This is a genomic window from Vulcanococcus sp. (genome assembly GCF_044369115.1).
Classification (GTDB): domain Bacteria; phylum Cyanobacteriota; class Cyanobacteriia; order PCC-6307; family Cyanobiaceae; genus Vulcanococcus.
Map to the genome: position 1 here is coordinate 1 of NZ_JBIPMN010000016.1, position 21,716 is coordinate 21,716.

Annotated in this window: 28 protein-coding genes, 1 tRNA gene and 2 pseudogenes; 19 read left to right on the forward strand and 12 right to left on the reverse strand. The window is 63.3% G+C overall.

Going from position 1 to position 21,716, the window contains the following annotated elements:
- From ACIQ2E_RS02095 to ACIQ2E_RS02110, 4 genes and pseudogenes are all read right to left on the reverse strand, one after another.
- Positions 1–301: pseudogene (locus ACIQ2E_RS02095) on the reverse strand (IS3 family transposase); the annotation flags it as partial.
- A 77-nt stretch (positions 302–378) separates the two neighbouring features.
- The gene (locus tag ACIQ2E_RS02100) at positions 379–837 is read right to left on the reverse strand and encodes an Arm DNA-binding domain-containing protein (RefSeq protein WP_398325473.1); all 459 of its coding nucleotides are present in this window, start codon (positions 835–837) and stop codon (positions 379–381) included.
- Positions 838–1,001: 164 nt separating this feature from the next.
- A tRNA-Ser gene (locus ACIQ2E_RS02105) sits at positions 1,002–1,086 on the reverse strand.
- 36 nt (positions 1,087–1,122) lie between these two features.
- Entirely contained in the window at positions 1,123–3,126 is a 2,004-nt protein-coding gene (locus ACIQ2E_RS02110; protein WP_398325476.1) for a ComEC/Rec2 family competence protein, read from the reverse strand.
- 64 nt (positions 3,127–3,190) lie between these two features.
- Between ACIQ2E_RS02110 and ACIQ2E_RS02115 the strand changes: the two genes are divergently transcribed.
- Both ACIQ2E_RS02115 and ACIQ2E_RS02120 read left to right on the forward strand, forming a co-directional pair.
- Positions 3,191–3,850, forward strand: a complete 660-nt coding sequence (locus ACIQ2E_RS02115; protein WP_398325479.1) for a LysM peptidoglycan-binding domain-containing protein — start codon at positions 3,191–3,193, stop codon at positions 3,848–3,850.
- A 38-nt stretch (positions 3,851–3,888) separates the two neighbouring features.
- Positions 3,889–4,305 carry a hypothetical protein gene (locus tag ACIQ2E_RS02120; RefSeq protein WP_398325482.1) on the forward strand — a complete coding sequence of 139 codons (417 nt, stop codon included), beginning with the start codon at positions 3,889–3,891 and terminating at the stop codon, positions 4,303–4,305.
- Here ACIQ2E_RS02120 and glyQ read toward each other — a convergent pair.
- The gene (gene glyQ / locus ACIQ2E_RS02125; protein ID WP_398325485.1) at positions 4,295–5,167 is read right to left on the reverse strand and encodes a glycine--tRNA ligase subunit alpha; all 873 of its coding nucleotides are present in this window, start codon (positions 5,165–5,167) and stop codon (positions 4,295–4,297) included. The genes ACIQ2E_RS02120 and glyQ overlap by 11 nt on opposite strands.
- 131 nt (positions 5,168–5,298) lie before the next feature.
- Between glyQ and ACIQ2E_RS02130 the strand changes: the two genes are divergently transcribed.
- Together ACIQ2E_RS02130 and ACIQ2E_RS02135 are read left to right on the forward strand one after the other, a co-directional pair.
- Positions 5,299–5,535: a type II toxin-antitoxin system Phd/YefM family antitoxin gene (locus tag ACIQ2E_RS02130; protein WP_398325488.1), complete on the forward strand. Its 237-nt coding sequence runs from the start codon at positions 5,299–5,301 to the stop codon at positions 5,533–5,535.
- Positions 5,535–5,975 carry a type II toxin-antitoxin system VapC family toxin gene (locus ACIQ2E_RS02135; protein ID WP_398325491.1) on the forward strand — a complete coding sequence of 147 codons (441 nt, stop codon included), beginning with the start codon at positions 5,535–5,537 and terminating at the stop codon, positions 5,973–5,975. Before ACIQ2E_RS02130 ends, ACIQ2E_RS02135 begins: the two co-directional genes overlap by 1 nt.
- Here ACIQ2E_RS02135 and ubiE read toward each other — a convergent pair.
- From ubiE to hisF, 3 genes are read right to left on the reverse strand one after another with little or no spacing between them, the layout of a single operon-like run.
- The gene (ubiE, locus tag ACIQ2E_RS02140; RefSeq protein WP_398325493.1) at positions 5,964–6,680 is read right to left on the reverse strand and encodes a bifunctional demethylmenaquinone methyltransferase/2-methoxy-6-polyprenyl-1,4-benzoquinol methylase UbiE; all 717 of its coding nucleotides are present in this window, start codon (positions 6,678–6,680) and stop codon (positions 5,964–5,966) included. The genes ACIQ2E_RS02135 and ubiE overlap by 12 nt on opposite strands.
- Entirely contained in the window at positions 6,649–6,945 is a 297-nt protein-coding gene (locus ACIQ2E_RS02145; RefSeq protein ID WP_398325495.1) for a hypothetical protein, read from the reverse strand. Before ACIQ2E_RS02145 ends, ubiE begins: the two co-directional genes overlap by 32 nt.
- A gap of 50 nt (positions 6,946–6,995) precedes the next feature.
- Entirely contained in the window at positions 6,996–7,769 is a 774-nt protein-coding gene (gene hisF / locus ACIQ2E_RS02150; RefSeq protein ID WP_398325497.1) for an imidazole glycerol phosphate synthase subunit HisF, read from the reverse strand.
- Between the two features lie 78 nt (positions 7,770–7,847).
- On the opposite strand from hisF, the gene ACIQ2E_RS02155 reads away from it, so the two are divergent.
- From ACIQ2E_RS02155 to ACIQ2E_RS02165, 3 genes are read left to right on the forward strand one after another with little or no spacing between them, the layout of a single operon-like run.
- On the forward strand, positions 7,848–8,060 hold the full coding sequence (locus ACIQ2E_RS02155) for a DUF2862 domain-containing protein (RefSeq protein ID WP_296368922.1): 213 nt from the start codon (positions 7,848–7,850) through the stop codon (positions 8,058–8,060).
- Between the two features lie 13 nt (positions 8,061–8,073).
- On the forward strand, positions 8,074–9,081 hold the full coding sequence (chlG, locus tag ACIQ2E_RS02160; RefSeq protein ID WP_398325500.1) for a chlorophyll synthase ChlG: 1,008 nt from the start codon (positions 8,074–8,076) through the stop codon (positions 9,079–9,081).
- The gene (locus tag ACIQ2E_RS02165; RefSeq protein ID WP_398325503.1) at positions 9,078–11,147 is read left to right on the forward strand and encodes a transglycosylase domain-containing protein; all 2,070 of its coding nucleotides are present in this window, start codon (positions 9,078–9,080) and stop codon (positions 11,145–11,147) included. Before chlG ends, ACIQ2E_RS02165 begins: the two co-directional genes overlap by 4 nt.
- A 9-nt stretch (positions 11,148–11,156) precedes the next feature.
- On the opposite strand, the gene ACIQ2E_RS02170 is transcribed toward ACIQ2E_RS02165, so the two are convergent.
- Positions 11,157–12,521, reverse strand: a complete 1,365-nt coding sequence (locus ACIQ2E_RS02170) for a 16S rRNA (cytosine(967)-C(5))-methyltransferase (protein ID WP_398325506.1) — start codon at positions 12,519–12,521, stop codon at positions 11,157–11,159.
- A 188-nt stretch (positions 12,522–12,709) separates the two neighbouring features.
- Between ACIQ2E_RS02170 and ACIQ2E_RS02175 the strand changes: the two genes are divergently transcribed.
- Positions 12,710–12,871, forward strand: a complete 162-nt coding sequence (locus ACIQ2E_RS02175; protein WP_398325509.1) for a DUF4160 domain-containing protein — start codon at positions 12,710–12,712, stop codon at positions 12,869–12,871.
- A complete protein-coding gene (locus ACIQ2E_RS02180; RefSeq protein ID WP_398325511.1) occupies positions 12,868–13,191 on the forward strand; it encodes a DUF2442 domain-containing protein in 324 nt (107 codons plus the stop codon). The genes ACIQ2E_RS02175 and ACIQ2E_RS02180 overlap by 4 nt, the downstream gene beginning before the upstream one ends.
- Here the strand turns inward: ACIQ2E_RS02180 and ACIQ2E_RS02185 are convergent.
- Positions 13,149–13,487, reverse strand: a complete 339-nt coding sequence (locus tag ACIQ2E_RS02185) for an MGMT family protein (RefSeq protein WP_398325514.1) — start codon at positions 13,485–13,487, stop codon at positions 13,149–13,151. The genes ACIQ2E_RS02180 and ACIQ2E_RS02185 overlap by 43 nt on opposite strands.
- 115 nt (positions 13,488–13,602) lie before the next feature.
- Between ACIQ2E_RS02185 and ACIQ2E_RS02190 the strand changes: the two are divergent.
- The 4 genes and pseudogenes from ACIQ2E_RS02190 to ACIQ2E_RS02205 all read left to right on the forward strand — a co-directional run.
- A pseudogene (locus ACIQ2E_RS02190) lies at positions 13,603–13,850 on the forward strand (RNA methyltransferase); the annotation flags it as partial.
- A gap of 15 nt (positions 13,851–13,865) precedes the next feature.
- Positions 13,866–14,126, forward strand: coding sequence for a hypothetical protein (locus tag ACIQ2E_RS02195; protein ID WP_398325543.1), 261 nt, complete (start codon positions 13,866–13,868; stop codon positions 14,124–14,126).
- 41 nt (positions 14,127–14,167) lie between these two features.
- Positions 14,168–14,407, forward strand: a complete 240-nt coding sequence (locus ACIQ2E_RS02200; RefSeq protein WP_398325517.1) for a CopG family transcriptional regulator — start codon at positions 14,168–14,170, stop codon at positions 14,405–14,407.
- Positions 14,408–14,417: 10 nt separating this feature from the next.
- A complete protein-coding gene (locus ACIQ2E_RS02205; protein ID WP_398325520.1) occupies positions 14,418–14,849 on the forward strand; it encodes a TA system VapC family ribonuclease toxin in 432 nt (143 codons plus the stop codon).
- Positions 14,850–14,852: 3 nt separating this feature from the next.
- Here the strand turns inward: ACIQ2E_RS02205 and ACIQ2E_RS02210 are convergent, their stop codons facing one another.
- Entirely contained in the window at positions 14,853–15,677 is an 825-nt protein-coding gene (locus ACIQ2E_RS02210) for an ABC transporter permease (RefSeq protein ID WP_398325546.1), read from the reverse strand.
- 86 nt (positions 15,678–15,763) lie between these two features.
- On the opposite strand from ACIQ2E_RS02210, the gene ACIQ2E_RS02215 reads away from it, so the two are divergent.
- Positions 15,764–16,504: a response regulator transcription factor gene (locus tag ACIQ2E_RS02215; RefSeq protein WP_398325523.1), complete on the forward strand. Its 741-nt coding sequence runs from the start codon at positions 15,764–15,766 to the stop codon at positions 16,502–16,504.
- Positions 16,501–16,857 carry a response regulator transcription factor gene (locus tag ACIQ2E_RS02220; protein ID WP_398325526.1) on the forward strand — a complete coding sequence of 119 codons (357 nt, stop codon included), beginning with the start codon at positions 16,501–16,503 and terminating at the stop codon, positions 16,855–16,857. Before ACIQ2E_RS02215 ends, ACIQ2E_RS02220 begins: the two co-directional genes overlap by 4 nt.
- On the opposite strand, the gene ACIQ2E_RS02225 is transcribed toward ACIQ2E_RS02220, so the two are convergent.
- Complete coding sequence (locus ACIQ2E_RS02225; protein ID WP_398325529.1) at positions 16,844–18,325, reverse strand: ATP-binding protein; 1,482 nt, start codon at positions 18,323–18,325, stop codon at positions 16,844–16,846. The genes ACIQ2E_RS02220 and ACIQ2E_RS02225 overlap by 14 nt on opposite strands.
- A 153-nt stretch (positions 18,326–18,478) precedes the next feature.
- On the opposite strand from ACIQ2E_RS02225, the gene ACIQ2E_RS02230 reads away from it, so the two are divergent.
- From ACIQ2E_RS02230 to ACIQ2E_RS02245, 4 genes are all read left to right on the forward strand, one after another.
- Positions 18,479–18,994 carry a prepilin-type N-terminal cleavage/methylation domain-containing protein gene (locus ACIQ2E_RS02230; protein WP_398325531.1) on the forward strand — a complete coding sequence of 172 codons (516 nt, stop codon included), beginning with the start codon at positions 18,479–18,481 and terminating at the stop codon, positions 18,992–18,994.
- A 42-nt stretch (positions 18,995–19,036) separates the two neighbouring features.
- Entirely contained in the window at positions 19,037–20,404 is a 1,368-nt protein-coding gene (locus tag ACIQ2E_RS02235; protein ID WP_398325534.1) for a hypothetical protein, read from the forward strand.
- On the forward strand, positions 20,401–20,985 hold the full coding sequence (locus ACIQ2E_RS02240; protein WP_398325537.1) for a Tfp pilus assembly protein FimT/FimU: 585 nt from the start codon (positions 20,401–20,403) through the stop codon (positions 20,983–20,985). The genes ACIQ2E_RS02235 and ACIQ2E_RS02240 overlap by 4 nt, the downstream gene beginning before the upstream one ends.
- 65 nt (positions 20,986–21,050) lie before the next feature.
- The coding region (locus ACIQ2E_RS02245; RefSeq protein ID WP_398325540.1) for a hypothetical protein at positions 21,051–21,716 on the forward strand (666 nt) is incomplete at its 3' end.

Consider the following 21,716-nt stretch of genomic DNA (forward strand, 5'->3'; position numbering starts at 1 on the left):
CTTTCAAGGTCAGCACTGGCTTCTCGTTGGCATCCTGCGCGGCCTGCCGCCAACGCTCCACCTGCTCGGGGAACAGGCCCCTCTCCCTGCAGTAGGCGCTGAGCTCAGTCGCGTTCAACCCAGCGGTCTCGAGCACCACTGTGAACTTGTCAGCCGCACTCCAACCATCAGGGTCTTTCTCGGATGCCGGCACCACCTCTCCCTGCAACCGCCAAGCCTTCCTCCAGTTGTAGAGGGTGACGATGTGAATGCCCAGCTCTGCTGAAATCTGAGCCACGCTCTGCCTGTGAGGTGGACTCATCCGCCTCCTCACATCAGCTTTAACGGCCTCGCTGTAACGACGCATTGGTCATGTCCTCAAGCCCCCGGGTGTACTGATCACAAGGGTGACAACTTTCCTGAAACCGGGGGCACCTGATTCCAGAGCATGTTCCGATACCCCGCCTTGGTGCGCTCACGAGTATCTGAGCGATCCAGGAAGGATTCCGCCGCCTGCTCCAGGGTTGGTCCTGCGTGTTGTTGGATGCTTGCCTTCTGCTCCTGACGCTTGAGGTCCCTGGGGTCGAGTCCCGTCTGCTTCGACCACGCCCTGATGCGGTCCCACTCTTCCCGTGCCTCCTTCAGGGACCACTTACCCAACCCCTTCCCATAGGGACCAATCCGCACAGGCACCTGCTTGCCCGCTCGTCCTGGCGGGAAGCGCATCCGCCCTTCAAAGGACTTGCCGCCGCCTCTGGCAACGGACTCAATCACCAAAATCAGGGAATCCCCGACAGATTTGCTCTGTCTGCGCTCGCCCGCCTTCAGGGCACGAACTTGCGAGTCAGAGAGGGGCATCTCAGCAATCCAACAACACGCATTTTATCCAACAGCACATCCAACAACACACCGCTCGGACACCCCCGTTTTTTGGCGAACAAACCAGGACGACCCATAAAGCGAAAGTCCCACTGCCGCAAGGGAAGTGGAACTTAGGTGGTCTTCGCGGGACCTTCTGAATACGGAGAGGGTGGGATTCGAACCCACGGAAGGTTGCCCTTCAAACGATTTCGAGTCGTTCGCTTTCGACCACTCAGCCACCTCTCCAGGCGACCGATGCAGTGTAGAGACCAGGGTGCCAGCTCAAGCCTGGCGCCATCCGCTGGCTGAACCGGCAGCCGGCCACCAGAGCCGGTCTGGCGGTAGGGGCGGCAACGCAGCCTGCTCACTGGGGCGTGGCCGAAAGCCCAGCCACAGCCCATCCACCCCGCGACCAGGCTGCTCGCGCCAGCTCCACCAGGCCTGGCGATCGGGAAGCAGACCCCAGCGCAACCGGCCCGCAGCCAGCAGCAGAGCCTGGCTGGTGTCCGACACGGCCTCCACCGCCAGACCTGGGCTGAGCAGGCGCTGACCTGCAGCCATCGGCGGACTGCCGTTCTGCCCAGCCAGCAGGGTGGGGGTGAGCAAAGCCCAGCACTCCGGCTGCTCGGGTGGCAGGGGATCCAGCGACAACACCCAATCGAAGCGCTGCACGCCCAAGCCCTGGGCCAACTGAGCGGCCCGGCGGCAGCTGAAGCCATCAGCGCGGCGACTGATCAGGGCCGCCCGGCCGGCGTGGCGCGCGAGCAACCACTGCCGGCTGCCGTCTTCCACGAGCAGCAGTTGATCGGCCCGAAGCAGCTGCAACTGCAGGGCTGCCACTCCACCCAACAGCAGCACCGCCCATAGCCGCCAGCGTCTGAGCTGCGGCACCAACCACGGCAGGAGCGCCAGGGCCAGGGCGAGCGCCAACCAAGGAGACAAGCGCCCCAGTTGGCACTGGGCCAGCGGCAAAGCCGCCAACTGCCGCACCAGCCACACGAGCAGCTGCGCCAGAGGCACCAGCACCCAAGCCACCACGCCCATCAGCGGCGGGCAGATCAAAGCCAACACCGCCATCACCATCGCGCCCAGGGTGAGAGGGGTGAGCAGCGGGGCGACCAGCAGATTGGCAGGTACCGCGTAGACGGGGAGCACACCGAAATGCAGCAGCTGCAAGGGAATGGTCCAGAGGGACGCAGCAACTGGCACCGCGGCCGCCGCAGCGGCCCAAGCCGGCGCATGGCGCCGCAACTGCTGCTCCAGGGGCCTGGCGCTGAGGATCAAACCGGCCGTGGCGGCGGCACTGAGCTGAAAGCCCACATCCAGCAACCAAGCCGGCCGTAGCAGAAGCATCACCAGCAGACACAGCAACAGCACTGCCGAGGGACGACTGCGCCGGCCGCCCTCCTGCAAGGCGAAAGCCAACGCCCCCATCAACACCGCCCTCACCACAGAGGGTTGGGCGCCAGCCAACAGCAAAAAGCTGGCCATCGCCGCAAGCGCCATGCCCCAGCGCAACGGCGCTGGCAGCGGCCGAGCCACCAGCAGCACCGCCCCCAGCAGCACGCTCAGATGAAAACCACTGGCCGCAAGGGCATGCGACAAACCAGCGGCACGAAAGGCCTCTCGCACTTCCGGAGGCAACGGGGTCACCGCACTGCCAAGCACCAGGGCCGACAGCACCCCTCCGGCCTGCTCGCCGCCCGTTTGCAGCAGAGCAGCCGCCATCCGGCGGCGCAGGTCGGCCACGGGCGTAGGGGGGCGCTCCAGCAGTTGCCAGCGCTGCACCTGAAGCGCGGTCCACGCCTCGTGGCGCTGCAGGCGCTCAGCAGGACCTGACAGCAGGGGATGGGGCGCGGCCGAGAGCCTGCGCAGCGTGCCCTCCAGCTCCAGCCGCCAACCCTGACGAAGATTCGGGCACGGGCTGAACTGCAGCTCACTGCGGCCACCGGGCAGCCGGGCCAGGGCGCTGCAGCGCTGGCCGGCAGGATCCGGGCGCGGATCTTCCAACAGCTGGGCCGTGAGCAGCACGGTCTGCTGCTGCACCCCCGCCGGAATGCGATGCAATGGGTCTGCGGGGCTCGGATGGGGTTGGGCAATCAGGCCTCGCGCACAACAAAGGGGCAGCAGCAGCGCCAACAGCACCAGCAGCCGCGGCCGACGCCGCAAACCGAGAAACAAGGCAAGGAACAGAGCTCCCAGCAGCCCCAGCTGGAGCGGCCCACCCAGCGGCAACACACCGATGGCCAGCGCCAGCAGCAGCACTCCCAGCCCCAGGGCGCCCATGGTCCGATCAGCAACAGCACTGCTGGGAGTGTTCCCTTAGGGTTCAGCCGAGATTCCATTGGCCATGCAGCGACGGCATCGCGTCCTGGCTCTGGCATCAGCCGTTGTTCTGATCGGGATCCCACCCGTTTGGGGCCAAACGCGCACCATCACGGTGGTGGAAGGCGACACGCTCGAGCAGTTAGCCCTGCGCTACCGCGTGGATCTCCAGGCGTTGATCGACCTCAACGGCATCCGAGATCCAACGCTGCTGCAGGTGGGGGAGGTGCTCAAACTGCCCGACGCGCGCGCTGCCACCAAACGCAGCAGCGCCCCTGCCGATGCCATGGCACTACCACCGCCTGAGGGCAGCAGTGCGGAGGCCGCCGCCGCGCTACTGCTCAGCCCGGCCGAGCGCCGCGACCGCGCCGAACTCGAGTGGCGGGAGCGCTCGGGGCTAGCCCGCTGGAAATGGTTCAACACCACCGCCGTGGATTGGTCGGGCTGGAAACTCCATCCCGGCGGCGTGCGGATCACCCTGGTGAGGCCCTCGATCAGCGATCTGGGCTTGCGGGGGTCAGCCGCCACGGCCGTTGCCGTGCAATGCACCAGCCTGCGCCAGAATTGGCGGATCGATGGACGCTGGCAGGGCTGGGAAACGCCCACCCCAGGCTCGGTAGGCCAGCGGATTGCGCTGGATCTATGCAGTAACACCCTCGACGGTCCGGCGGTGCCGGTGCCATGACAGGACAAGACCTCAATTGGAAACATTAAGAACACGTCATGGGGTTCTCACTGCAAGAGTTCTTTAGCCCTTGGCTAAAGGGAACCCCAGAGGACTTAGAGCGTTTTCTGAGAGACCCCCGCGCCGCGATGTCGGAGATAGTGGGCGTACCCAATGATATTGATGTAGCTGTCTACAAATTAGACGGCTCATACTGGTTCCAAGCATCCATACCCTGCGAAACAACAAACAAGGCAGGATCTCTCGGAGACATGCGCATGCAAAACGAGCGCCTGAAAAGATGCCCGGCTCTGGGCGTATCAGGCAGCGAGTTCATCAAAAACTACAAGGAGATTCTAGCAACACACGGCATCCGTGTTCCAGAAGATGTGCTTGTTGAGATTGATCGAAAACCCAACGGATTCATCCATTTCAAGGTTCCACTTGAGCACCTGATCAACACTGTCAAGCAGTAGTCAGCAGCGGGAAGCCAAGCGCTTCCCGCTCCGCCAGCCAGGCTTCGGCCACCTGCCGCGCAAGGTTGCGGATACGGCCAATGGTGGCGGTGCGCTCGGTCACCGAGATCACACCGCGGGCTTCCAGCAGATTGAAGGTGTGGCTGCACTTGAGCACGAAATCGAGCGCAGGAGCAGGCAGCTGCTTGGCTACCAGATCCGCGGCTTCGGCTTCGTAGATGGCGAACAGCTGCTTGAGGCGCTCAGGGTTGGAGGCCTCGAAGTTGTAGGTGCACTGCCCCTTCTCGAACGGCAGCCAGATGTCGCCGTAGGAGCGGTTGCCATCCCAGGAGAGATCCCAGATGCTCTCCACATCCTGGAGATACATGGCGAGGCGCTCGAGGCCATAGGTGATCTCGATTGATACAGGCCGGCAGTCAATGCCGCCGCACTGCTGGAAGTAGGTGAACTGGGTGACCTCCATGCCATCGAGCCACACCTCCCAGCCCACGCCCCAGGCACCGAGGGTGGGGGATTCCCAGTTGTCCTCCACGAAGCGGATGTCGTGGTCGGCCGCCTTGATGCCCAGGGCCTCGAGCGAAGCAAGGTAGGTCTCCTGGATGCCGTCGGGGCTGGGCTTGATCAGCACCTGGTACTGGAAGTAGTGCTGCGCCCGGTTGGGGTTGTCGCCGTAACGACCATCGGTGGGACGCCGACACGGCTCCGGATACGCCACCGCCCACGGCTCAGGACCAATCGCCCGCAGCACCGTGTGGGGGCTCATCGTGCCGGCGCCCTTTTCGGTGTCGTAGGGCTGCAGGATCAGGCAACCCCGCTCGGCCCAGAAGCGGTTGAGAGTGCTGATGATGTCCTGAAAATGCATGGTCCGCCGGATGCCTGGATCTGCAGGGGGCCGAGCCCCAACGCCTGCGACTCAGTTAAGCCGTCGACCTTCCCCGCACGGCGCCGAATCGCCCAGGCAACTAAAATCTGGTCATTCAGATGGTCATTGCCATGGCACAGGTTTCCGTGGCGGAAGCCAAGGCGCACCTGTCGAGCCTGCTCGACGCCGTGGCAGAGGGCGAATCCGTGGTGATCACCCGACGTGGCAAACCCATCGCCGAACTCGTACCGAAGCGCGCCGTTCGCGACCTTCTGCCGGAACTTGAGGCCCTGCGCAGTTCCCTGCCTCACCAGACAACCGGCGCCGCAGAGACCATTCGCGACCTGCGCGATACCGCGCGGTCCTGATGCTCTATGTCGACACGTGCGTCCTGCTCGCGGCGCTCACACCCGAGGCCGACAGCACGGCTGCGGCAGCCTTCCTGGCTCAGACCAGCGACGTGCTGGCCATCAGCTCCTGGACCACCACTGAATTCCTCTCGGCGCTGGGCCTGAAAGTGCGCACCGGAGCGCTGTCACACGCGGAGGCCGAGAGGGTCCTGAACTGTTTCGAGCACACCCTGGCACCAGCCCTGCTCGTGCTTGAGCTGGAAGCTCAGGATTTCCGCAACGCCAACGCCTGCCTGCGGGGCTGGCCCACAGCCCTGCGGGCCGCAGACGCCCTGCATCTGGCTGTGGCCGCTGGACGCAACGCGACGCTGTGCAGCCTCGACGCCCGCTTTGTGGCTGCCGCGCTGGAACTCGGCTTTCAGGCCAGGCCTCTCAAACAGACAGGCTCAGGCGATTAACTCCAGCAGCCCCATCTGGCCGCTAGCCAGCAGGCAATGGCGGGCCTGGCTGAAACCGGCGGCGCGCGCCAGCTCCTGCTGCTCGGAACCCGTGGGGAACCGCTCCAGGCTGCGCTCGAGATAGGCGTACTGCTCCTCCAGGCCGGCCTGCCGGGCCAAGGGCACCACCAGGCGGCGCAGATAAAAACGCTGAAAGGCCGCCGCCGTCCCCTGGGCATCGGCGGGGCGGTTGAAATCCAGCACCGCAGCCCGGCCGCCGGGGCGCAGCAGACGGTGCAGCTCCTGCAGGCCCTCGGCCGGATCCGGCAGGTTGCGCAGGCCATAGGCCATTACCGCGCCATCGGCCCAGCCATCGGCCAGGCCGGTGGCCGCCGCATCGCCCTGCCTGAATTCCACAGGCAGCCAGGGCTGGCAACGCGCCCGCTGCCGGGCTCGCTCTAGCGGGGCAGCAGCGGCATCCAAGCCCAGCACCAGCCCGCCGGGGCGCACCTTCTCCGCCAGCAGCAGAGCCAGATCCCCTGTACCGCAACAGAGATCGAGCAAGCGCTCACCAGGCCGCGGTTCCAGCCAGGCCACGGCCTGCCGCTTCCAGATGCGGTGGAGACCCAGGCTGAGGAGGTCGTTGAGGCTGTCGTAAGCGGGAGCAATGCGATCAAACAGATCGCGAACCTGCTCAGGATCGCCGGGTTGAATCGAAGCTGGCATCCCAGGGCAGGGAGATCGCATCGAGACTGACACCTCCGGCCTGGAGCTGGGCCTCGACGCGGTGTGCGCTGGTGAAGCTCATCACCATCACCGCCGCCAAGCCGACCGCCGCAGAACAGACCATGCAGCCCGCCAGCATCAGCGAAAACTCCTTGCGATCGGAGGCCGCCTGCATCAGCTGCAGCGCCCAGGCCACCATGGCCACAACGGCCAGCACCAGCACGATGGCCAGCATTGAGGAGTGGGTCTGAACCAGGGCCTGCACGAACGCGCCAACGAGCGAATCTGAGACAAATGTAACGGCGCGTAACAGACCTACGCGAGCGGGCGGATGTTGAAGCCCCGACCGAGCAGATCCGTTTTGATGTCCTCCACGGTGAGCACGCCGTCATGCAGCAATGAAGCGAGCAAGGCCGCGGAGGCATGGCCCCCTTGGGGGCCGGCATCGAGGGCTTCGGCGATGTGATCGATGCAGCCGGCACCGCCGCTGGCGATCACGGGCACGTCCACCGCATCAGCCACCGCGCGGGTGAGGTTGAGCTCATAGCCCGCCTGGGTGCCATCTCCATCCATGGAAGTGAGCAGGATCTCGCCCGCGCCCAGAGCCACCACCCGCCGGGCCCACGCCACCGCATCGAGGCCGGTGTTCTCGCGGCCACCCTTCACATACACATCCCAACCACCCTCCCGGCGGCGGGCATCGATGGCCACCACGATGCACTGGCAACCAAAGCGCTCCGCCCCCCGGGCCACGAGCTCGGGATCGCGCACCGCCGAGGAGTTAAGGCTCACCTTGTCGGCTCCGGCGCGCAGCAACTCGGTGATCCCTTCCACCGTGCTGATCCCGCCACCCACGGTGAAGGGGATCGTCACCGCTTCGGCGGTGCGGCGCACCAACTCCACCAGCGTGGCGCGGCCCTGGTGGGACGCCGCGATATCGAGAAACACCAGTTCATCAGCCCCGGAGGCGCTGTAACCGCAGGCCAGCTCCACGGGATCGCCGGCATCGCGCAGGCCCACGAAGTTCACCCCCTTCACCACCCGGCCCTCAGCCACGTCGAGACAGGGAATGATCCGTTTGGCAACCATGGCGGCAGGGGAAGGGCTGACGGCCAGATGGCCGCAGGACAGGGGCTAACCTGGCGCCACTTTTGCGTCGCGCCGGACATGTCCCAGGCTGCCATCACCATCGGCTCGAAGGTGCGGGTCACCCGGGTGCGCGACCGCATCCCCGCTGATCTCGTGGCCGCCCTCCAGGCCGATGCCACCGGCACGGTGAAGGACTTCAAAGTGACCGACGGCAAGGGCATCGGCGTGGTGGTGGAGCTGGCCAATGGCACCACCACCTGGTTCTTCGACGACGAGATCACCGCTGCCTGATCCGTCAGCCCCTGTGAGCGAAACCACGAGCGACTCCACCCCCAACTCCCCCAACCCCACCGCCAGCAGCGGTGCGGGTGCACGCCAGCTGCTGGGCATGAAAGGTGCCAGCGGCACCTCCAACATCTGGAAGATTCGGCTGCAGCTGATGAAGCCGGTCACCTGGATCCCGCTGATCTGGGGTGTGCTCTGCGGTGCCGCTGCATCGGGCAACTTCCACTGGACCTTCAGCGAAGTGGGAGCCTCGATCGCTTGCATGCTGATGAGCGGACCTCTGCTGGCCGGCTACACGCAAACGATCAACGACTACTACGACCGCGACATCGACGCGATCAACGAGCCCTACCGGCCGATTCCCTCCGGAGCGATTCCCCTTTGGCAAGTGAAGGCGCAGATCTGGGTGTTGCTGCTCGCCGGCTTGGGTGTGGCCTATGGCCTCGACCTGTGGGCCGGCCACGCCACTCCCGTGTTGTTCCTGCTGGCCCTGGGTGGCTCCTTTGTGAGCTTCATCTACTCAGCGCCGCCGCTCAAACTCAAGCAAAACGGCTGGCTGGGCAATTACGCCCTGGGCGCCAGTTACATCGCCCTTCCCTGGTGGGCCGGCCAGGCTCTCTTCGGGCAGCTCACCTGGACCACAGCCCTGCTCACCCTCGCCTATTCGCTGGCTGGACTTGGCATCGCTGTGGTGAACGACTTCAAAAGCGTTGAAGGCGACCGAGCTCTTGGTCTGCAATCTCTTCCCGTGGCCTTCGGCATCGAGAAAGCCAGCTGGATCAGTGCCGGGATGATCGATGTGTTTCAGCTGGCGATGGTGGCCGTACTGATCGCCATCGGGCAGCATTTTGCTGCCGTGCTGCTGGTGCTGTTGATCATTCCTCAGATCACCTTCCAGGACATCTGGCTGCTGCGCGATCCTGTTGCCTTTGATGTGAAATACCAAGCCAGCGCACAGCCCTTCCTGGTGCTGGGGATGTTGGTCACCGCTCTGGCCATCGGCCATAGCGATCTGGTGCTGATGTGACGGCCAGGCGCCGTCGCCCGCTGCTGCGTGCCGGCCTGATTGGCGCCGGCGCAGGTGTGGCCGTTGCCATAGGCCAGAACCTGTTGGGGCAGGGCCTGGATGCGCTGCTTCCCAATGTGCAGCGGGTGAGCAGCTACAACCGCCCCGGCACTGTCACGGTGCTCTCAGCTGATGGGCAGGTGATCCAGAAGCTTGGCCCCGCCACCCGCGAGAAGCTGATCAGCGGCCAGATGCCACTGCTGGTGCAGCGGGCCTTCATCGCTGCGGAAGATCGCCGCTTCTACGAGCACGACGGCATCGATCCGGTAGGCATCAGCCGAGCGCTGCTGCGCAATGTGCGCCGCGGCGCCGTGGAGGAAGGCGCCAGCACAATCACGCAGCAGCTGGCGCGCACGGTGTTCCTGAGCCAGGACCGCACGATCATCCGGAAACTGAAGGAAGCGCTGCTGGCCGGAAAGCTGGAGCGCCAGCTCAGCAAACAGCAGATCCTCGAGCAATACCTGAACTTCGTGTATCTGGGCTCGAGCGCCTATGGCGTTTCGGATGCTGCGTGGATCTACTTCTCCAAAACGCCAGCAGAGCTCACCCTGCCTGAGGCGGCACTGATTGCCGGTCTGCCACCGGCCCCCTCGGTGTATTCACCGCTGGTGAACCCCGATCTGGCCCTGGAGCGGCGGGCCACCGTGCTGCGGCGCATGCGAGAAGCGGGCTTCATTGATGATCTGCAGCTGCAGAGTGCCAATGCGGCACCGCTGTTGCTCAAACCGGCGGAGCCCAAGTACTGGACCAGCCGGGCGCCCTACTTCACAAGCTGGGTGGCGCAGGAACTGCCCAAGGTGCTCAGCCCCGAAGATCTCGAGGTGGGCGGCCTCACGATCCGCAGCAGCCTCAACCTGGCCTGGCAGGAGCGTGCTCAGGCCACGATCAACAAGCACGCCCCCGGTGCCATGGAAGGGGCTGTGGTGTCGATGGAACCGGGCACAGGCCTGGTGCGTTCGATGGTGGGTGGCAAGGATTTCGACAAGAGTCAGTTCAACCGAGCTGCCCAGGCGCTGCGCTCACCGGGCTCCACCTTCAAGTTGTTCGTGTATCTGGCCGCCCTCAAGGAGGGGATGAAGCCCGAAGACAAGGTGACCGATAAACCGCAGTGCTTCGGCGGCTACTGCCCCCGCAACTTCGGCAACAAATACCGAGGCGTGGTGCCGCTATGGGTTGCGCTGCAGCAATCGCTGAACACCATTTCAGTGAGCCTGCTCAAACAGGTTGGCTTCGACAAGGTGATCGCCACCGCCAAGAGCCTTGGCATCACACGAGAGCTGGGACGGTTCTATCCGTTGGCCGTGGGCGCCACCGAGCAGACCGTGCTCGACATGACCGCCGCTTACGCCGCGATCTTCAACCGCGGTGTGTACGTCACGCCCACACCGTTTGAGGAAATCCTTGGCCCCAATGGTGAACTGCTCTGGAGCCGCCGCGTGGATGGCGATCGAGGTCGCCGCGCCGTGCCCAGCGACATCGCTGACGCCATGCTCTGGATGCTGCAGCAGGTGGTGAAGGGCGGCACCGGCTATGGCGCCGTGCCACCGGATCGTCCGGCTGCCGGCAAAACCGGCACCTCCGAAGGTGGCCGCGACCTCTGGTTCATCGGCGGCGTGCCTCAACTCGTGACGGGCCTGTGGCTCGGCTACGACAACAACAAGGAAACCAAGAGCACCAGCGCCGTGGCCGTGGTGGCCTGGGCCGACTACATGGGCCCGATCCTCAAGGATCTGCCCGTGCGCCCCTTCCCGCCCAAACCCCAACTGGCCGGCAAATTCGATCCGCTGAAAGCCCTCAAACCAAAGCCCAAGCCCGAGGTAGCAGCTCCAGCCGCCACTCCTGATACGCCTCTCCCGCCTGCAGCCAACCCAGACGGCCCAGTTCAACCGGTTATTCCCGAGGGCACGCCCGCCACGCCCAGCCCTGCAGCGCCTGCCGCAGCCCCCGCTGCCGCACCAGCTCCGCCAGCACCGCCGCCACCACTTACACCAGCGGCACCGCCCGCAGCCCCGCCACCTCTGCCCTGATCGCTCTGCTCAGCCCTGTTGTTGCAACAGGGCGGCGTAAAAGCCATCCCCCGCTCCGGCCACCTCACCCGGCCAGAGCTGCCAGCTCTGTTGCAGCTGCAGCTGGGGGTACTCAGCCAACACAGCCTGGATCAACTGGTTGTTTTCGCGCGGGTGCACGGTGCAGGTGGCATACACCAGGCGTCCCTGCGGCTTGAGCAATGGCAGCAAGCCATCGAGCAGCTCACGTTGCAGAACCACCAGCTCATCGATGGCAGCCGGATCAATCCGCCAACGAGCATCGGCGTGGCGCGCCAGCGTGCCCAACCCTGAACAGGGCGCATCCACCAGGATCCGATCAAAGCTGGCCAGCAGCTCTGGCTGCTGCTGAGCCAAGGCCGTGGCATCACCGTGCTGCACGGCAATGCTCTGCAACCCCAGCCTCTCGGCATTGCGGGTCACCCGCCGCAAGCGGGCCTCTCCGCGATCCAGCGCCAACACAAGCCCCTGATCTCCCATTAATTCGGCGAGGTGCGTGCTCTTGCCGCCGGGTGCTGCGCAGGCATCCAGGATGCGTTCACCCGGCTGGGGATCGAGCAGCGGCGCGATGCGCTGCGCAGCACGGTCTTGCACGCACCAATGCCCCTCCACAAAACCCGGCAAGCGGCTGAGATCACCGCTGCGGCCAGACAGGGTGAGGCCCGCTGGCAGACCTTCGATGGGAGATGCCTCCACCCCAGCCGCAGCCAGAGCCGCGCAAACCTCCGTTGGGTTGCTGCGCAGGCCATTCACGCGCAGATCCAGGCTGGGTGGGGTGTTGCAGGCTTGGCCAAAGGCTTCGGCCCGCTCTGCCGGCAGCCACCCCAGCAACTCCGCCGCCAGCCAAGGCGGCAGCGACTGCCTCACCCCTAAAGCCATGGCTGGATCAGCAGCTTGGGCGGGAGTGAGCGGCAGTGTGTCGCCAGCCTCGCGGCGGCGCAGGAAGGCACGCAGCAATCCGTTGGCCACGGGGGCTAAGCGCCCCAAGCCACCCCGCTTCGCCAGTTCCACCGTGGTGCTTACCGCCGCTGACGGCGGCACCCGATCGCTGGCCAGCAGTTGATACAGGCCAATGTGCAGCAGCCAGCGCAGCTTGGGTGGCTGGCGCTCAGCGGGCACCTTGCCCAGTTGATCGAGCCAGGCATCTAAAAGACGCCGCTGCCGAATCGCGCCATAGGCCAATTCCGTGGCCAAGCCACGATCGGACGACGACAGCGATGTGCGCCCCAGCTCCCGCTCCAGCGCACCATCGGCATAGGCCCCAGCGGCCACCGCTTGCAGCACCTGCCAGGCCAACCGCCGCGGCGCTAGGCCCTTGGGTTCAGCGGCCGTTGCAGCGGTGGGGGTCGAGCTCAACAGGGCAGCGCGTCAGACGTTGCTCCACAACTAGCGCCCGGCGGGAGCGAGCGAAACAGCGGTGGCACTGCTTAAACAGCCCCCACCAAGGCCATGCCGATCATCAGCCGCTTCCTGGGCATCACCATCGTGATGTTCTACGCCGATCACCAACCAGCCCACTTTCACGCGCGATTGGCGATGCGGAGGTGCTGGTGGAGATTGATTCTGGGCAGGTGCATGGAGCGTTCCCGCCTCGAGCCTTGCGATTGGTTCTTGAATGGAGAAGCTTGCACCTCCAGGAGTTGCAGGAGGATTGGCAACGCTGCCTGGCCCAGAAGCCTCTGCACCCCATCGCGCCTCTGGAATGACGCCTGTTTTGAAGCTGAGCACGGTTGTCCACCTCGGTGGAACTCGCATCAGCGTTGGCTTCAACAATGGACGCAGCGGCATCGCCGATCTCCGAGAGCTGCTGCAAGGGCCTTTGCTCGCTCCCTTGCGGTCTGCCGATCGCTTTCAAGAGTTCGAGCTCAACCCTGAGCTCGGGACCATCGCCTGGCCCAATGGTGCCGATCTGGCACCGGAAGCGATCTACTTCCAGGCTTTTCGCAGCGATCAAAACCTCCAGAGCACGTTCCAGCGCTGGGGCTATCTCGGGGCTTCGGCACCGAGGAGCGGGAGCCAGCGATAACGGCTCAGCGGCAGCCGCCCCTGCGCATCCACCGGGATGCCTTCGGCCAGCAGCAGCTCCCGCTGCATCCAGTCGGAGCCCTCACGGCTGAGGCTCATGCTGATGCGGCCCCGGGCATTCACCACCCGATGCCAGGGCACCTCCGAGGGCAGGGCGAGGCGGCGCAGCGCCCAGCCCACCTGGCGGGCACAGCCATAGGCGCCGATCAGGTCGGCGATCTGGCCATAGGTGGCGAGCTGGCCCGCTGGGATCTGGGCCACCACCTGCCGCACTCGCGCGTCGAAGCTTGGATCCACCCCCCGACGCTATCGAGGCTGGCCGGCGATCCAGGACGATGGAGGCAGCCCGCCAGCACCGATGCCCCTGCTGCCCCGCCGCTTTGAGCGCCTGCAGACCGTGCTCAACCGCCGCATGGGTGATCTCACGGTGGTGCTGGAGGCGGTGGACAAACCCCACAACCTCTCGGCGATCCTGCGCACCTGTGATGCGGTAGGGGTGCTCGAGGCCCATGTGGTGAGCCTGCCGGGGCGGCCGCGCACCTTCAACAAAACCGCCACTACCGCGACTGCGACTTCACCGGCCCCAGCTGCTTCCTGATGGGCGCCGAGAAATGGGGGATGAGCGAGGAGGCGCTGGCGATGGTGGATCAGCCGCTGTTCATCCCGATGACCGGCATGGTGCAGAGCCTCAACGTGAGCGTGGCGGCTGCCACCTTGCTGTTTGAAGCGCTGCGCCAGCGCGAGCAGGCCGGGCTGGTGCCCAGCCATGGCGAAGGCGTACCCGGCGGGGAAGAGAGCTACCGCAAGCTGTTATTCGAATGGGCCTACCCCCAGGTGGCCGATTGGTGCCGGCGCCAGGGGCGCCCTTACCCGCCCCTCACGGAAGAGGGCGAAATCGCGGAGCAGCTGCCCCGCACCCTGAAGCTGCGGTATTAGGCGACCACTCCTAGGTGTTGATGCTTGATGCTGAGCATCAGATGCGCACCACGCTCACTCTCGACGACGACGTCCTGGAAGCAGCCAAGGTGCTCGCCAGGCAACAGAAGCGACCGATCGGGAGCGTGATCAGCGCGTTGGCGCGGGAAGCCATCCGTGCCGCGCAACAAGCCAAGGGATGTGTTCAGACATCAGAGCGCAACGGATTTCCCTTGCTGCCGGTCCGCCCGAGTGGAGCCCCCGTGGATCTCCAACTGGTGAACAGCCTGCGCGACGACTGACGTGAGCACCGTGACGCTGCTCGATGTGAATGTGCTGATCGCCCTGGTGGATCCACTCCACGTGCATCACGAGCTCTGTCACCACTGGTTCAGCACTCGGGGTTCAGCCCCTTGGGCGAGCTGTGCGATCACTCAGAACGGGGTACTGCGCATCCTGGGCAATGCCCGCTACCCGAATTCGCCCGGTTCAACTGCGGTGGTGAGCAGGATTCTCCAAGCGCTCGTGATGCATCCGCAGCACCAGTTCTGGGAATCCAGCCCCAGCCTGTTGTCGCTGGCCCATGTCGAGCCCTTGGCGTTGCTGGACCCTGCCCAGATCACCGATACCTATCTCCTGGCTCTGGCTATTCATCACGGTGGACGCCTGGCCACGCTGGATGGTCGCGTCAGCGCCCATCCAGTGAAGGGTGGCGCTGAGGCTCTTGAGGTGATCAGCGCCTGACGCTCAGCTCTGCGAACGCCCGCTGGCGCCGCTCCCGCTGAGCCAGCTCTCGAGGCCTTCGCCCAGAAACGAGAGCCCCAGCACAAGCACAAACATGGCCACCCCGGGATAAAGGGCGGTCCACCAGATGCCGGTGGGCAGAGCGCTGAGGGCCTGCTGCAGATCACTGCCCCATTCGGGCACGGTTTCGGGCAAGCCGAGGCCTAGGAAGCCAAGACCACCGAGCACGAGCACCGCATCGGCGGCGTTGAGGGTGAGCAGCACCGGCACCGAAGTGATCACATTGCGGAACAGGTAGCGGCGCAGGATCCAGATGGGCCCGGCCCCGAGCGAGCGGGCCGCTTCCACAAACAGCTCCGCCTTCACCTGGGCGGTTTGGTTGCGCACCACGCGGAAATATTGGGGCACGTACACAACGCACAGCGCAGCGGCTGCATTGGGCAAGCCCTTACCCAGCAGGAAGGCGAGCACCACCGAGAGCAACAGCACCGGGAGTGTGTAGAGCGTGTCCATCAACAGCACCAGGCAGCGATCAAGCCAACCGCCCAGGTAACCGCTCACCATGCCCAGCGGCACGCCGATCACCAGCGCCGACACCAAGGCAATCGCCACCACCTGCAGGGCCACACCACTGCCGGCGAGGGTGCGGCTGCACACATCCCGGCCCAGGCGATCGGTGCCGCACCAGTGCTGCCAGGAGGGCGGCGCATAGATGGGGTTCTCGAGGCCGGCGTTCACATCGGGAAGCACACCCAGGTGGGTGAACAGCGGCGTGAGCAGGGCGATCAGCAGGTAGACGATCACAATCACCACCCCCCAGCGGGCCATCCGCGCCGCGAGGTTGCGGGGCCGCCAACTCAGCAAGCGCGATGCCGCAGATGTGGGTAAGACAGGGGGAGCCATTGCGGCACACCATGGCATCGATCCGCGCCGGCGGCCAAGCCACCAGCGTGCTCCTGGCCGATGACGATGCGCGGCTGCGCCAGCTCCTGGAGCTGGAGCTGGGCGAAGAGGGCTACGCGGTGCGTAGCTGCGGCGATGGCATCGGCGCCCTCATGCAGATCCGCCAGGAGCCGCCCGATCTACTGGTGCTCGATTGGATGCTGCCCGATCTCAGCGGCGTGGAGGTGTGCCAGCGGCTGCGTTCCACCGGGGTGCAGGTGCCGGTGCTGATGCTCACCGGCCGCGATGCGGTGAAGGATCGAGTGGAAGCCCTCGATGCCGGCGCCGACGACTACCTGGTGAAGCCGTTTTCGATCGAAGAACTCCTAGCCAGGCTGCGGGCCCTCGCACGGCGCAGCAATGGCGCTGCTGGCCCCACCAAGGAACAGAGCGACCTGCTCGAACTCGAGGATCTCCAGCTCAACCTGGCCAGCCATGAGGTGAGCCGCGGCGGGGTGGCGGTGCACCTGAGCCACACGGAATTTCAGTTGCTCCGCTGCCTGATGGCGGAGGCGGGGCGGGTGCAGAGCCGCCAGAGCCTCCTCGAGCAGGTATGGGGCGAGGACTTTGTGGGGGACGCCAACGTGCTCGACGTGTATGTGCGCTACCTGCGCCGCAAGCTCGAATCCCCCGGCCAGCCCACCTTGATCCAAACGGTGCGCGGCGTGGGCTTCCTAGTTAAGGCCGGTGCCATCAAGGAGCCACCCCAATGAGCCCTCCCCTGGTGGCCGTTGTCGACGATGACGCCCGCATCCGCGACCTCCTGGCGGCGGAGCTCGAAGACCTCGGGGCCGAGGTGCTGCGCTGCCGCGACGGCAACGACTTACTGACTACTGCCCAGCTGAACGATGTGCAGCTGGTGCTGCTCGATTGGATGATGCCCGGCCTCAACGGCGAAGCCACCCTGCTGGGGCTGCGGGAACGCCAATTCAGCGGGCGCGTGGTGGTGGTAACGGCGTTATGCGATCCGCAGGTGCAGGCCACCGCCCAAGCCGCCGGCGCAGCCGCCACGCTCCTGAAAACAGAAGCGTTGGAGCAACTGGAGCACTGGCTCAACCAGGGCTGAACCACCGCCGCAGGCTTGGGCTGCGGCTAAAGCGCTCCTCCACGGGTGTGCTCAACACAGCGGGCAAGCGCAACTGGAAATCGGCGCCTCCGCCAGGGGCGTCGCCCACCACCACCGAACCGCCCATCCGCTCCATCAGCGTTTTCACCACGGCCAAGCCGATGCCATGGCCGCTGGTGTCGCCGCTGCCGCTGCCCCGCACGAAACGGCCAAAAATCTGCTCCCGCTCCTCGGCCGGCACACCTACGCCCTGGTCGCGCACATGCAGCACCACCTGATCGGCATCACTGCTGAGGGCGAGCTCAATCGGCTGCGGTGCAGGGCTGTACTTAATGGCGTTCTCCACGAGGTTGGTGAGGCACTGGCTCAGCCGTTCGGGATCAGCGCACACATCGGCATAGCTGCTCGGAAGCGGCTGGAGGAGCAAGCGGCCGTTGGTGGTGTCTTGCAGACGGCGGTGCAGCTCCTCCAGCAGGGTGGCGGGATCCAGCTGTGAACACTCCAGCTGCAAACGCCCTGCGTCATCACGAGCGATCTCGAGCAGATCGTTCACGAGGCGCCCCATCGATTCGGCCTCAGAGGCCACTAACTCCAACTGCTGGCGCTGCTCTGGGTTCAAGCCCTCGGCCCGGCGCAGCAACCGGCGGCTGTAGCCACTGATCAGAGTGATCGGCGTGCGCAGTTCATGCGACACGCCATTCACAAAGGTGCGCTGGTGCTCCCAGGCCTTCGCCAAGCGATCCAGCAGATCGTTGAAGGCATAGGCGATCGGATGCAGTTCGGCGGGTTGGCCCTTCAGGGAAAGCCGTTCGGTGCTGAGGGAGCGGGTGCTGATGCTCGCGAGCGTGGCGCTGAACAGATCCAGGGGCAGCAAGCCCCGATGAATCACAAGGCGCAGCAGTGCTGAGGTGAACAGAGCCGAAGCTCCAGCTACCGCCACCAAGAGCAGGCTGATCAGCTGCTCCTGTTCGGTTTCAAGTGTGAAATCCTGGAGGAAGCGCAACTGATACGAGCGGCCGGCCAAACGCACCGACATTGCGCAGGTGAAGTAAGTGCGCCCGTTGAAGCGAAACTCTCGCGGCATCCCATCGGCCTTCAGGGCTGCATCAGCCGCACGCACCAGGGCATGGCCAACGTGAAACTCCTGAAAGGCCGCGCCACTGGGCAAGATCACCGGAGCGCTTGCGGGGCGGTCAGGCTCGAGCCACACCATCCACACCAATAAAGAGGGGCTGGCCAGATCAGCCAGGTGGCGCCGCAACTCACCGATGGTGTCGGTCTGCTCTGGCAGGAGCTCCTGCAAGAGACGCGTGGTTTCCTGCACCTGCGCCGCGTGGCGCTCATGGCGTAGACGGGCTGAGAGCTGCCGATTCACGAGCAACAACACCACATAACCAGCCAGCACGGCCAACAAGCTTGTGGCCTGCAGATGGCGGCGAATCGAAGCGGCCGGGCGAGCGGAAGGCACCCACAGGCATCAGCTGCCACAACCGTAGGCAGAGGAAGCGGCGAACACCACCAATCCGCTCTCAGGAAACTCTCAGGCAATCAACGGCCAATGCTTCTGGTCCAGCAGGGCTGCAGTGAATACGTTGAGCACATGCCTCAGAGCAACATCTCCATGACCACGACCACTCTTCGCCCTCAGCTGAAAACAGCGCTGATGCGCCAGATGGGCCAATCAGCAAGCCGCAAAAAGAATCTGCTTCAGAAAGGCTTCACACTTGTGGAGCTGATGATCGTGATTGTTATCGTTGGCATTCTTAGCGCAGTTGCACTGCCAAGCTTCCTCAATCAAACAGCAAAAGCAAAAGCCACAGAATGCACTACTAAATTCGGCGCCATCCTCTCGCAACTCGCCGCCGAAGCACAAAGCTCTGTCGCCGACGCCGACACTTTAGCAGCAACACTAGTCACCGATGGGGACAGCAACTCGACAAACTGCGATTTCGCCGTTACGGCAATAGGGGCCGGCACTGGAACAATTTATAACGGCACAGTCACCGGCAAAGGCGATCTCGCAAACAAATATGTTGCCGCCGGCTGCGTTAACTATGCGAACTCAAAAAGGTCCATCAAAACAGCAACCAGCACGACCGGAACAGCTCCAACAGCTCCAACTGTTAGCTGCACATAAACGCAAGCAGCGGGAGGAGAAATGGGCAGATCAAACAAGGAAATGAAAGAAGAATCCGGCTTCATCCTCCCTCTCATCATCATCGTTGGCCTCATTATTGGAGCAGGCCTGATGGCCCTATCAGCCCGCACCTTTGCGGGCTTGATAGGGTCAATTCGCCAGGGACAAAGCAGAGAAGCCAGGGAGATCGCAGAAAGTGGAGCTGCAATCATCCTCAAAGAGCTCAATCGCAACTACCCCTACCTACTGATTGAAGACTGCCTGATCACCAGTCGCACGGGAACGCCGAGCTGCGACGGATGGAAGGAGAAATCGGCTGGAGGCAGCTTTATCTTTCGCACTTCAATATGCCCGAAATCAGATGCTCCTCCCCAAAATATTCTCAGCAAACTCTCCGGAATCGCACCGGGAGCCAAAGGGCGCTATCGCCTGATCAGCTACCAATTCACTGGCGATCAACACCAGGGAGGCACCGCCAGGATTCGCGTAGAGGGCGAAAAGACTCTCAACCCAAACGGGAATGAAGCAATCAGAGCCTCAGCATACATAGACCAAGAACTATCCGTTCTTCCAAAGAACTGCAACGTACCAGTTAATACACCCTCAGAACAGAGCGGCTTTCCAGGCCTGCTAGCCGAAAAGATTTCACTGGGCAACAACGATATCTTTGGGGATGTGAATGGGAACGTGCTGTGCACAACATGTGATCCCAATCAATCACGAACCCAGCTTGCCGCAGCCATGGGCCTACAAAACAATGGAAATGTAGACGGAAATCTCTTTGGAGGACAAATCGCGATGCCTCCAGTGGCTCAATTCCCAAGCAATGCGCCAATCAACCCTGAAGCCAATTCAAGCGCCATCAATGGAGCACTGACTCTAAATGCAGGGTCGGATAATGGAGGGAGATGCTTTACCGACACCCAGAGCATCACGCATTGCAAGATCAGTAGCATTACCCTGAAGGGCTCAGAGACTTTAACCGTCAACACATCTGGAAGCAGCAGGATCCAGTTGCATGTCGACGGCGACATTACCATTTCTGGAAATACATCACTGATCCACAACGGCAGCCCTAGTGCACTCGCGATCTTCGGGAAACCACGCAGCACCGCCGGCACTTGCTCGCAGAACGTCACCATCGGCGGTGGCGGAAGCACCATCAACATCTTTGTGTTTATGCCTGATGCCTGCCTTGGCATCAACGGAGGCAGCGGAACACCTGATATTCAAGGAGCTGTTTGGACCCGAGAATACAACGGTTCAAACTCCAACAACGCTGATATTCGCGTTCCCGACAACATGGGCAGCATCATCTTCACAAGCTTTGGCAGTGGATACGCCCTTGGAATTCGAGAGTTTGCAGCCTTAGGAACAAACCGCTGGACATTAATCCAGCTACCCCAATGAAAAACTCTTGCGCCCGAAATAGTGGCTTCACTTTAGTGGAGTTGATGGTGGTCATTGCGATCGTCGGCATTCTGACGGGTATCAGCTTTGCCAATTTTTCTCAGCGCTGGGGGCAAGAGCGGTTACTCAGTGCAAGCAGAATTCTGCAAAGCTGGCTTGACGAGCAGCGACGTTTTGCCATGCAGAAGGGAGGAACCTGCCAGTTAACCATCAATCCGAACTTCGCTCAACTGGAAGCCAGCCCGGCAAGCATTCAACTTAAGACAACTCCACCCATCAGTACGACACCAAATATCTGTACAGGTCAGGCCCCGATCCTGATCAAGAACTCAGTGAGCAATGGCGAAGAGATCGAGCTCTCCGTAAACCCAACCGAAGCTCAAGCGATTCGCTTTTCCTTTCGCGGCCTCAGTGATGGCGTGACCAGTAATGGATCAATAGCCAATAGCGTAGAACTGCGCCTCAAGCTGCCCAATATCAGCCGTGAACGCTGCGTGAAAGTGGTGAATCCCCTGGGGATAATACGGAATGGATCGGCTAGCGATAGTCAATCCACCTGTAGCTATAGCCATAGCTTCTGATCACCATGAAGCGGCATCTCAGGCAAAGCCGAGTGAGACCAGGGGGTTTCACACTTCCTGAATTGATGGTTGCTGCAGCCTTGGGTGTTGGGCTGGCCATTGTGGCTGGCGAAGCCATGCGCGCCCATCTACAGAGCAATGCAAAGGCTGAAAGCATCCAACGTCAGCGAGAAGACTGGAACCGAACCACAAGCTTTCTCGAATCCGAAATCGCCATGAGTGCAAGGATTCTCACCAATCCTGCAGGCGTCTCAATTCCACCGCAGTGCGATCTAACACCAACCGAACTCAAGCTGGCACTAGATCTCTCCCGCGATCTACCGCTTGTGCTGTATGGGGTTCGTTCTGTAGAGAATCTTCCCACTGCAGAACGCGGCCAATGGCTCGGGGAGGGACTGAACAATCAGAACTACGGCGTGCTGATTCGTTGCGGACCCAAGTTGAACATCACGGCCGATGGAAGCGACGATTATGACAGCAGCAGCGCCGCACAACAGGCGATCCTTCTAGATGGGGTTGACACCAGTGCACCCGGTGGGGGGCTTTATGGGAAGGTTCACGATGCCAAATCAGCTTCCTTCACACTTTCGGTGAAGAGTCTGTCCACCAGCCGGTTCAGCAACACTCCCCGGAGCATCCAATACCGGTTGGGCTCGGGAACCTACTCCCGCATTAATCCTGTTGCAGGCTTTCCTGAAGAAGCCTCCACTTGCACTCGCATTTGCAGCATT

What these genes read in the sequence shown, in the direction of transcription:
- ACIQ2E_RS02100 (WP_398325473.1), bottom strand. Translation starts at nt 837, where the DNA reads ATGCCCCTCTCTGACTCGCAAGTTCGTGCCCTGAAGGCGGGCGAGCGC.
- ACIQ2E_RS02110 (WP_398325476.1), bottom strand. Translation starts at nt 3,126, where the DNA reads ATGGGCGCCCTGGGGCTGGGAGTGCTGCTGCTGGCGCTGGCCATCGGT.
- ACIQ2E_RS02115 (WP_398325479.1), top strand. Translation starts at nt 3,191, where the DNA reads ATGCAGCGACGGCATCGCGTCCTGGCTCTGGCATCAGCCGTTGTTCTG.
- ACIQ2E_RS02120 (WP_398325482.1), top strand. Translation starts at nt 3,889, where the DNA reads ATGGGGTTCTCACTGCAAGAGTTCTTTAGCCCTTGGCTAAAGGGAACC.
- glyQ (WP_398325485.1), bottom strand. Translation starts at nt 5,167, where the DNA reads ATGCATTTTCAGGACATCATCAGCACTCTCAACCGCTTCTGGGCCGAG.
- ACIQ2E_RS02130 (WP_398325488.1), top strand. Translation starts at nt 5,299, where the DNA reads ATGGCACAGGTTTCCGTGGCGGAAGCCAAGGCGCACCTGTCGAGCCTG.
- ACIQ2E_RS02135 (WP_398325491.1), top strand. Translation starts at nt 5,535, where the DNA reads ATGCTCTATGTCGACACGTGCGTCCTGCTCGCGGCGCTCACACCCGAG.
- ubiE (WP_398325493.1), bottom strand. Translation starts at nt 6,680, where the DNA reads ATGCCAGCTTCGATTCAACCCGGCGATCCTGAGCAGGTTCGCGATCTG.
- hisF (WP_398325497.1), bottom strand. Translation starts at nt 7,769, where the DNA reads ATGGTTGCCAAACGGATCATTCCCTGTCTCGACGTGGCTGAGGGCCGG.
- ACIQ2E_RS02155 (WP_296368922.1), top strand. Translation starts at nt 7,848, where the DNA reads ATGTCCCAGGCTGCCATCACCATCGGCTCGAAGGTGCGGGTCACCCGG.
- ACIQ2E_RS02180 (WP_398325511.1), top strand. Translation starts at nt 12,868, where the DNA reads ATGACGCCTGTTTTGAAGCTGAGCACGGTTGTCCACCTCGGTGGAACT.
- ACIQ2E_RS02195 (WP_398325543.1), top strand. Translation starts at nt 13,866, where the DNA reads ATGGTGCAGAGCCTCAACGTGAGCGTGGCGGCTGCCACCTTGCTGTTT.
- ACIQ2E_RS02200 (WP_398325517.1), top strand. Translation starts at nt 14,168, where the DNA reads ATGCGCACCACGCTCACTCTCGACGACGACGTCCTGGAAGCAGCCAAG.
- ACIQ2E_RS02210 (WP_398325546.1), bottom strand. Translation starts at nt 15,677, where the DNA reads ATGGCCCGCTGGGGGGTGGTGATTGTGATCGTCTACCTGCTGATCGCC.
- ACIQ2E_RS02215 (WP_398325523.1), top strand. Translation starts at nt 15,764, where the DNA reads ATGGCATCGATCCGCGCCGGCGGCCAAGCCACCAGCGTGCTCCTGGCC.
- ACIQ2E_RS02220 (WP_398325526.1), top strand. Translation starts at nt 16,501, where the DNA reads ATGAGCCCTCCCCTGGTGGCCGTTGTCGACGATGACGCCCGCATCCGC.
- ACIQ2E_RS02230 (WP_398325531.1), top strand. Translation starts at nt 18,479, where the DNA reads ATGACCACGACCACTCTTCGCCCTCAGCTGAAAACAGCGCTGATGCGC.
- ACIQ2E_RS02235 (WP_398325534.1), top strand. Translation starts at nt 19,037, where the DNA reads ATGAAAGAAGAATCCGGCTTCATCCTCCCTCTCATCATCATCGTTGGC.
- ACIQ2E_RS02240 (WP_398325537.1), top strand. Translation starts at nt 20,401, where the DNA reads ATGAAAAACTCTTGCGCCCGAAATAGTGGCTTCACTTTAGTGGAGTTG.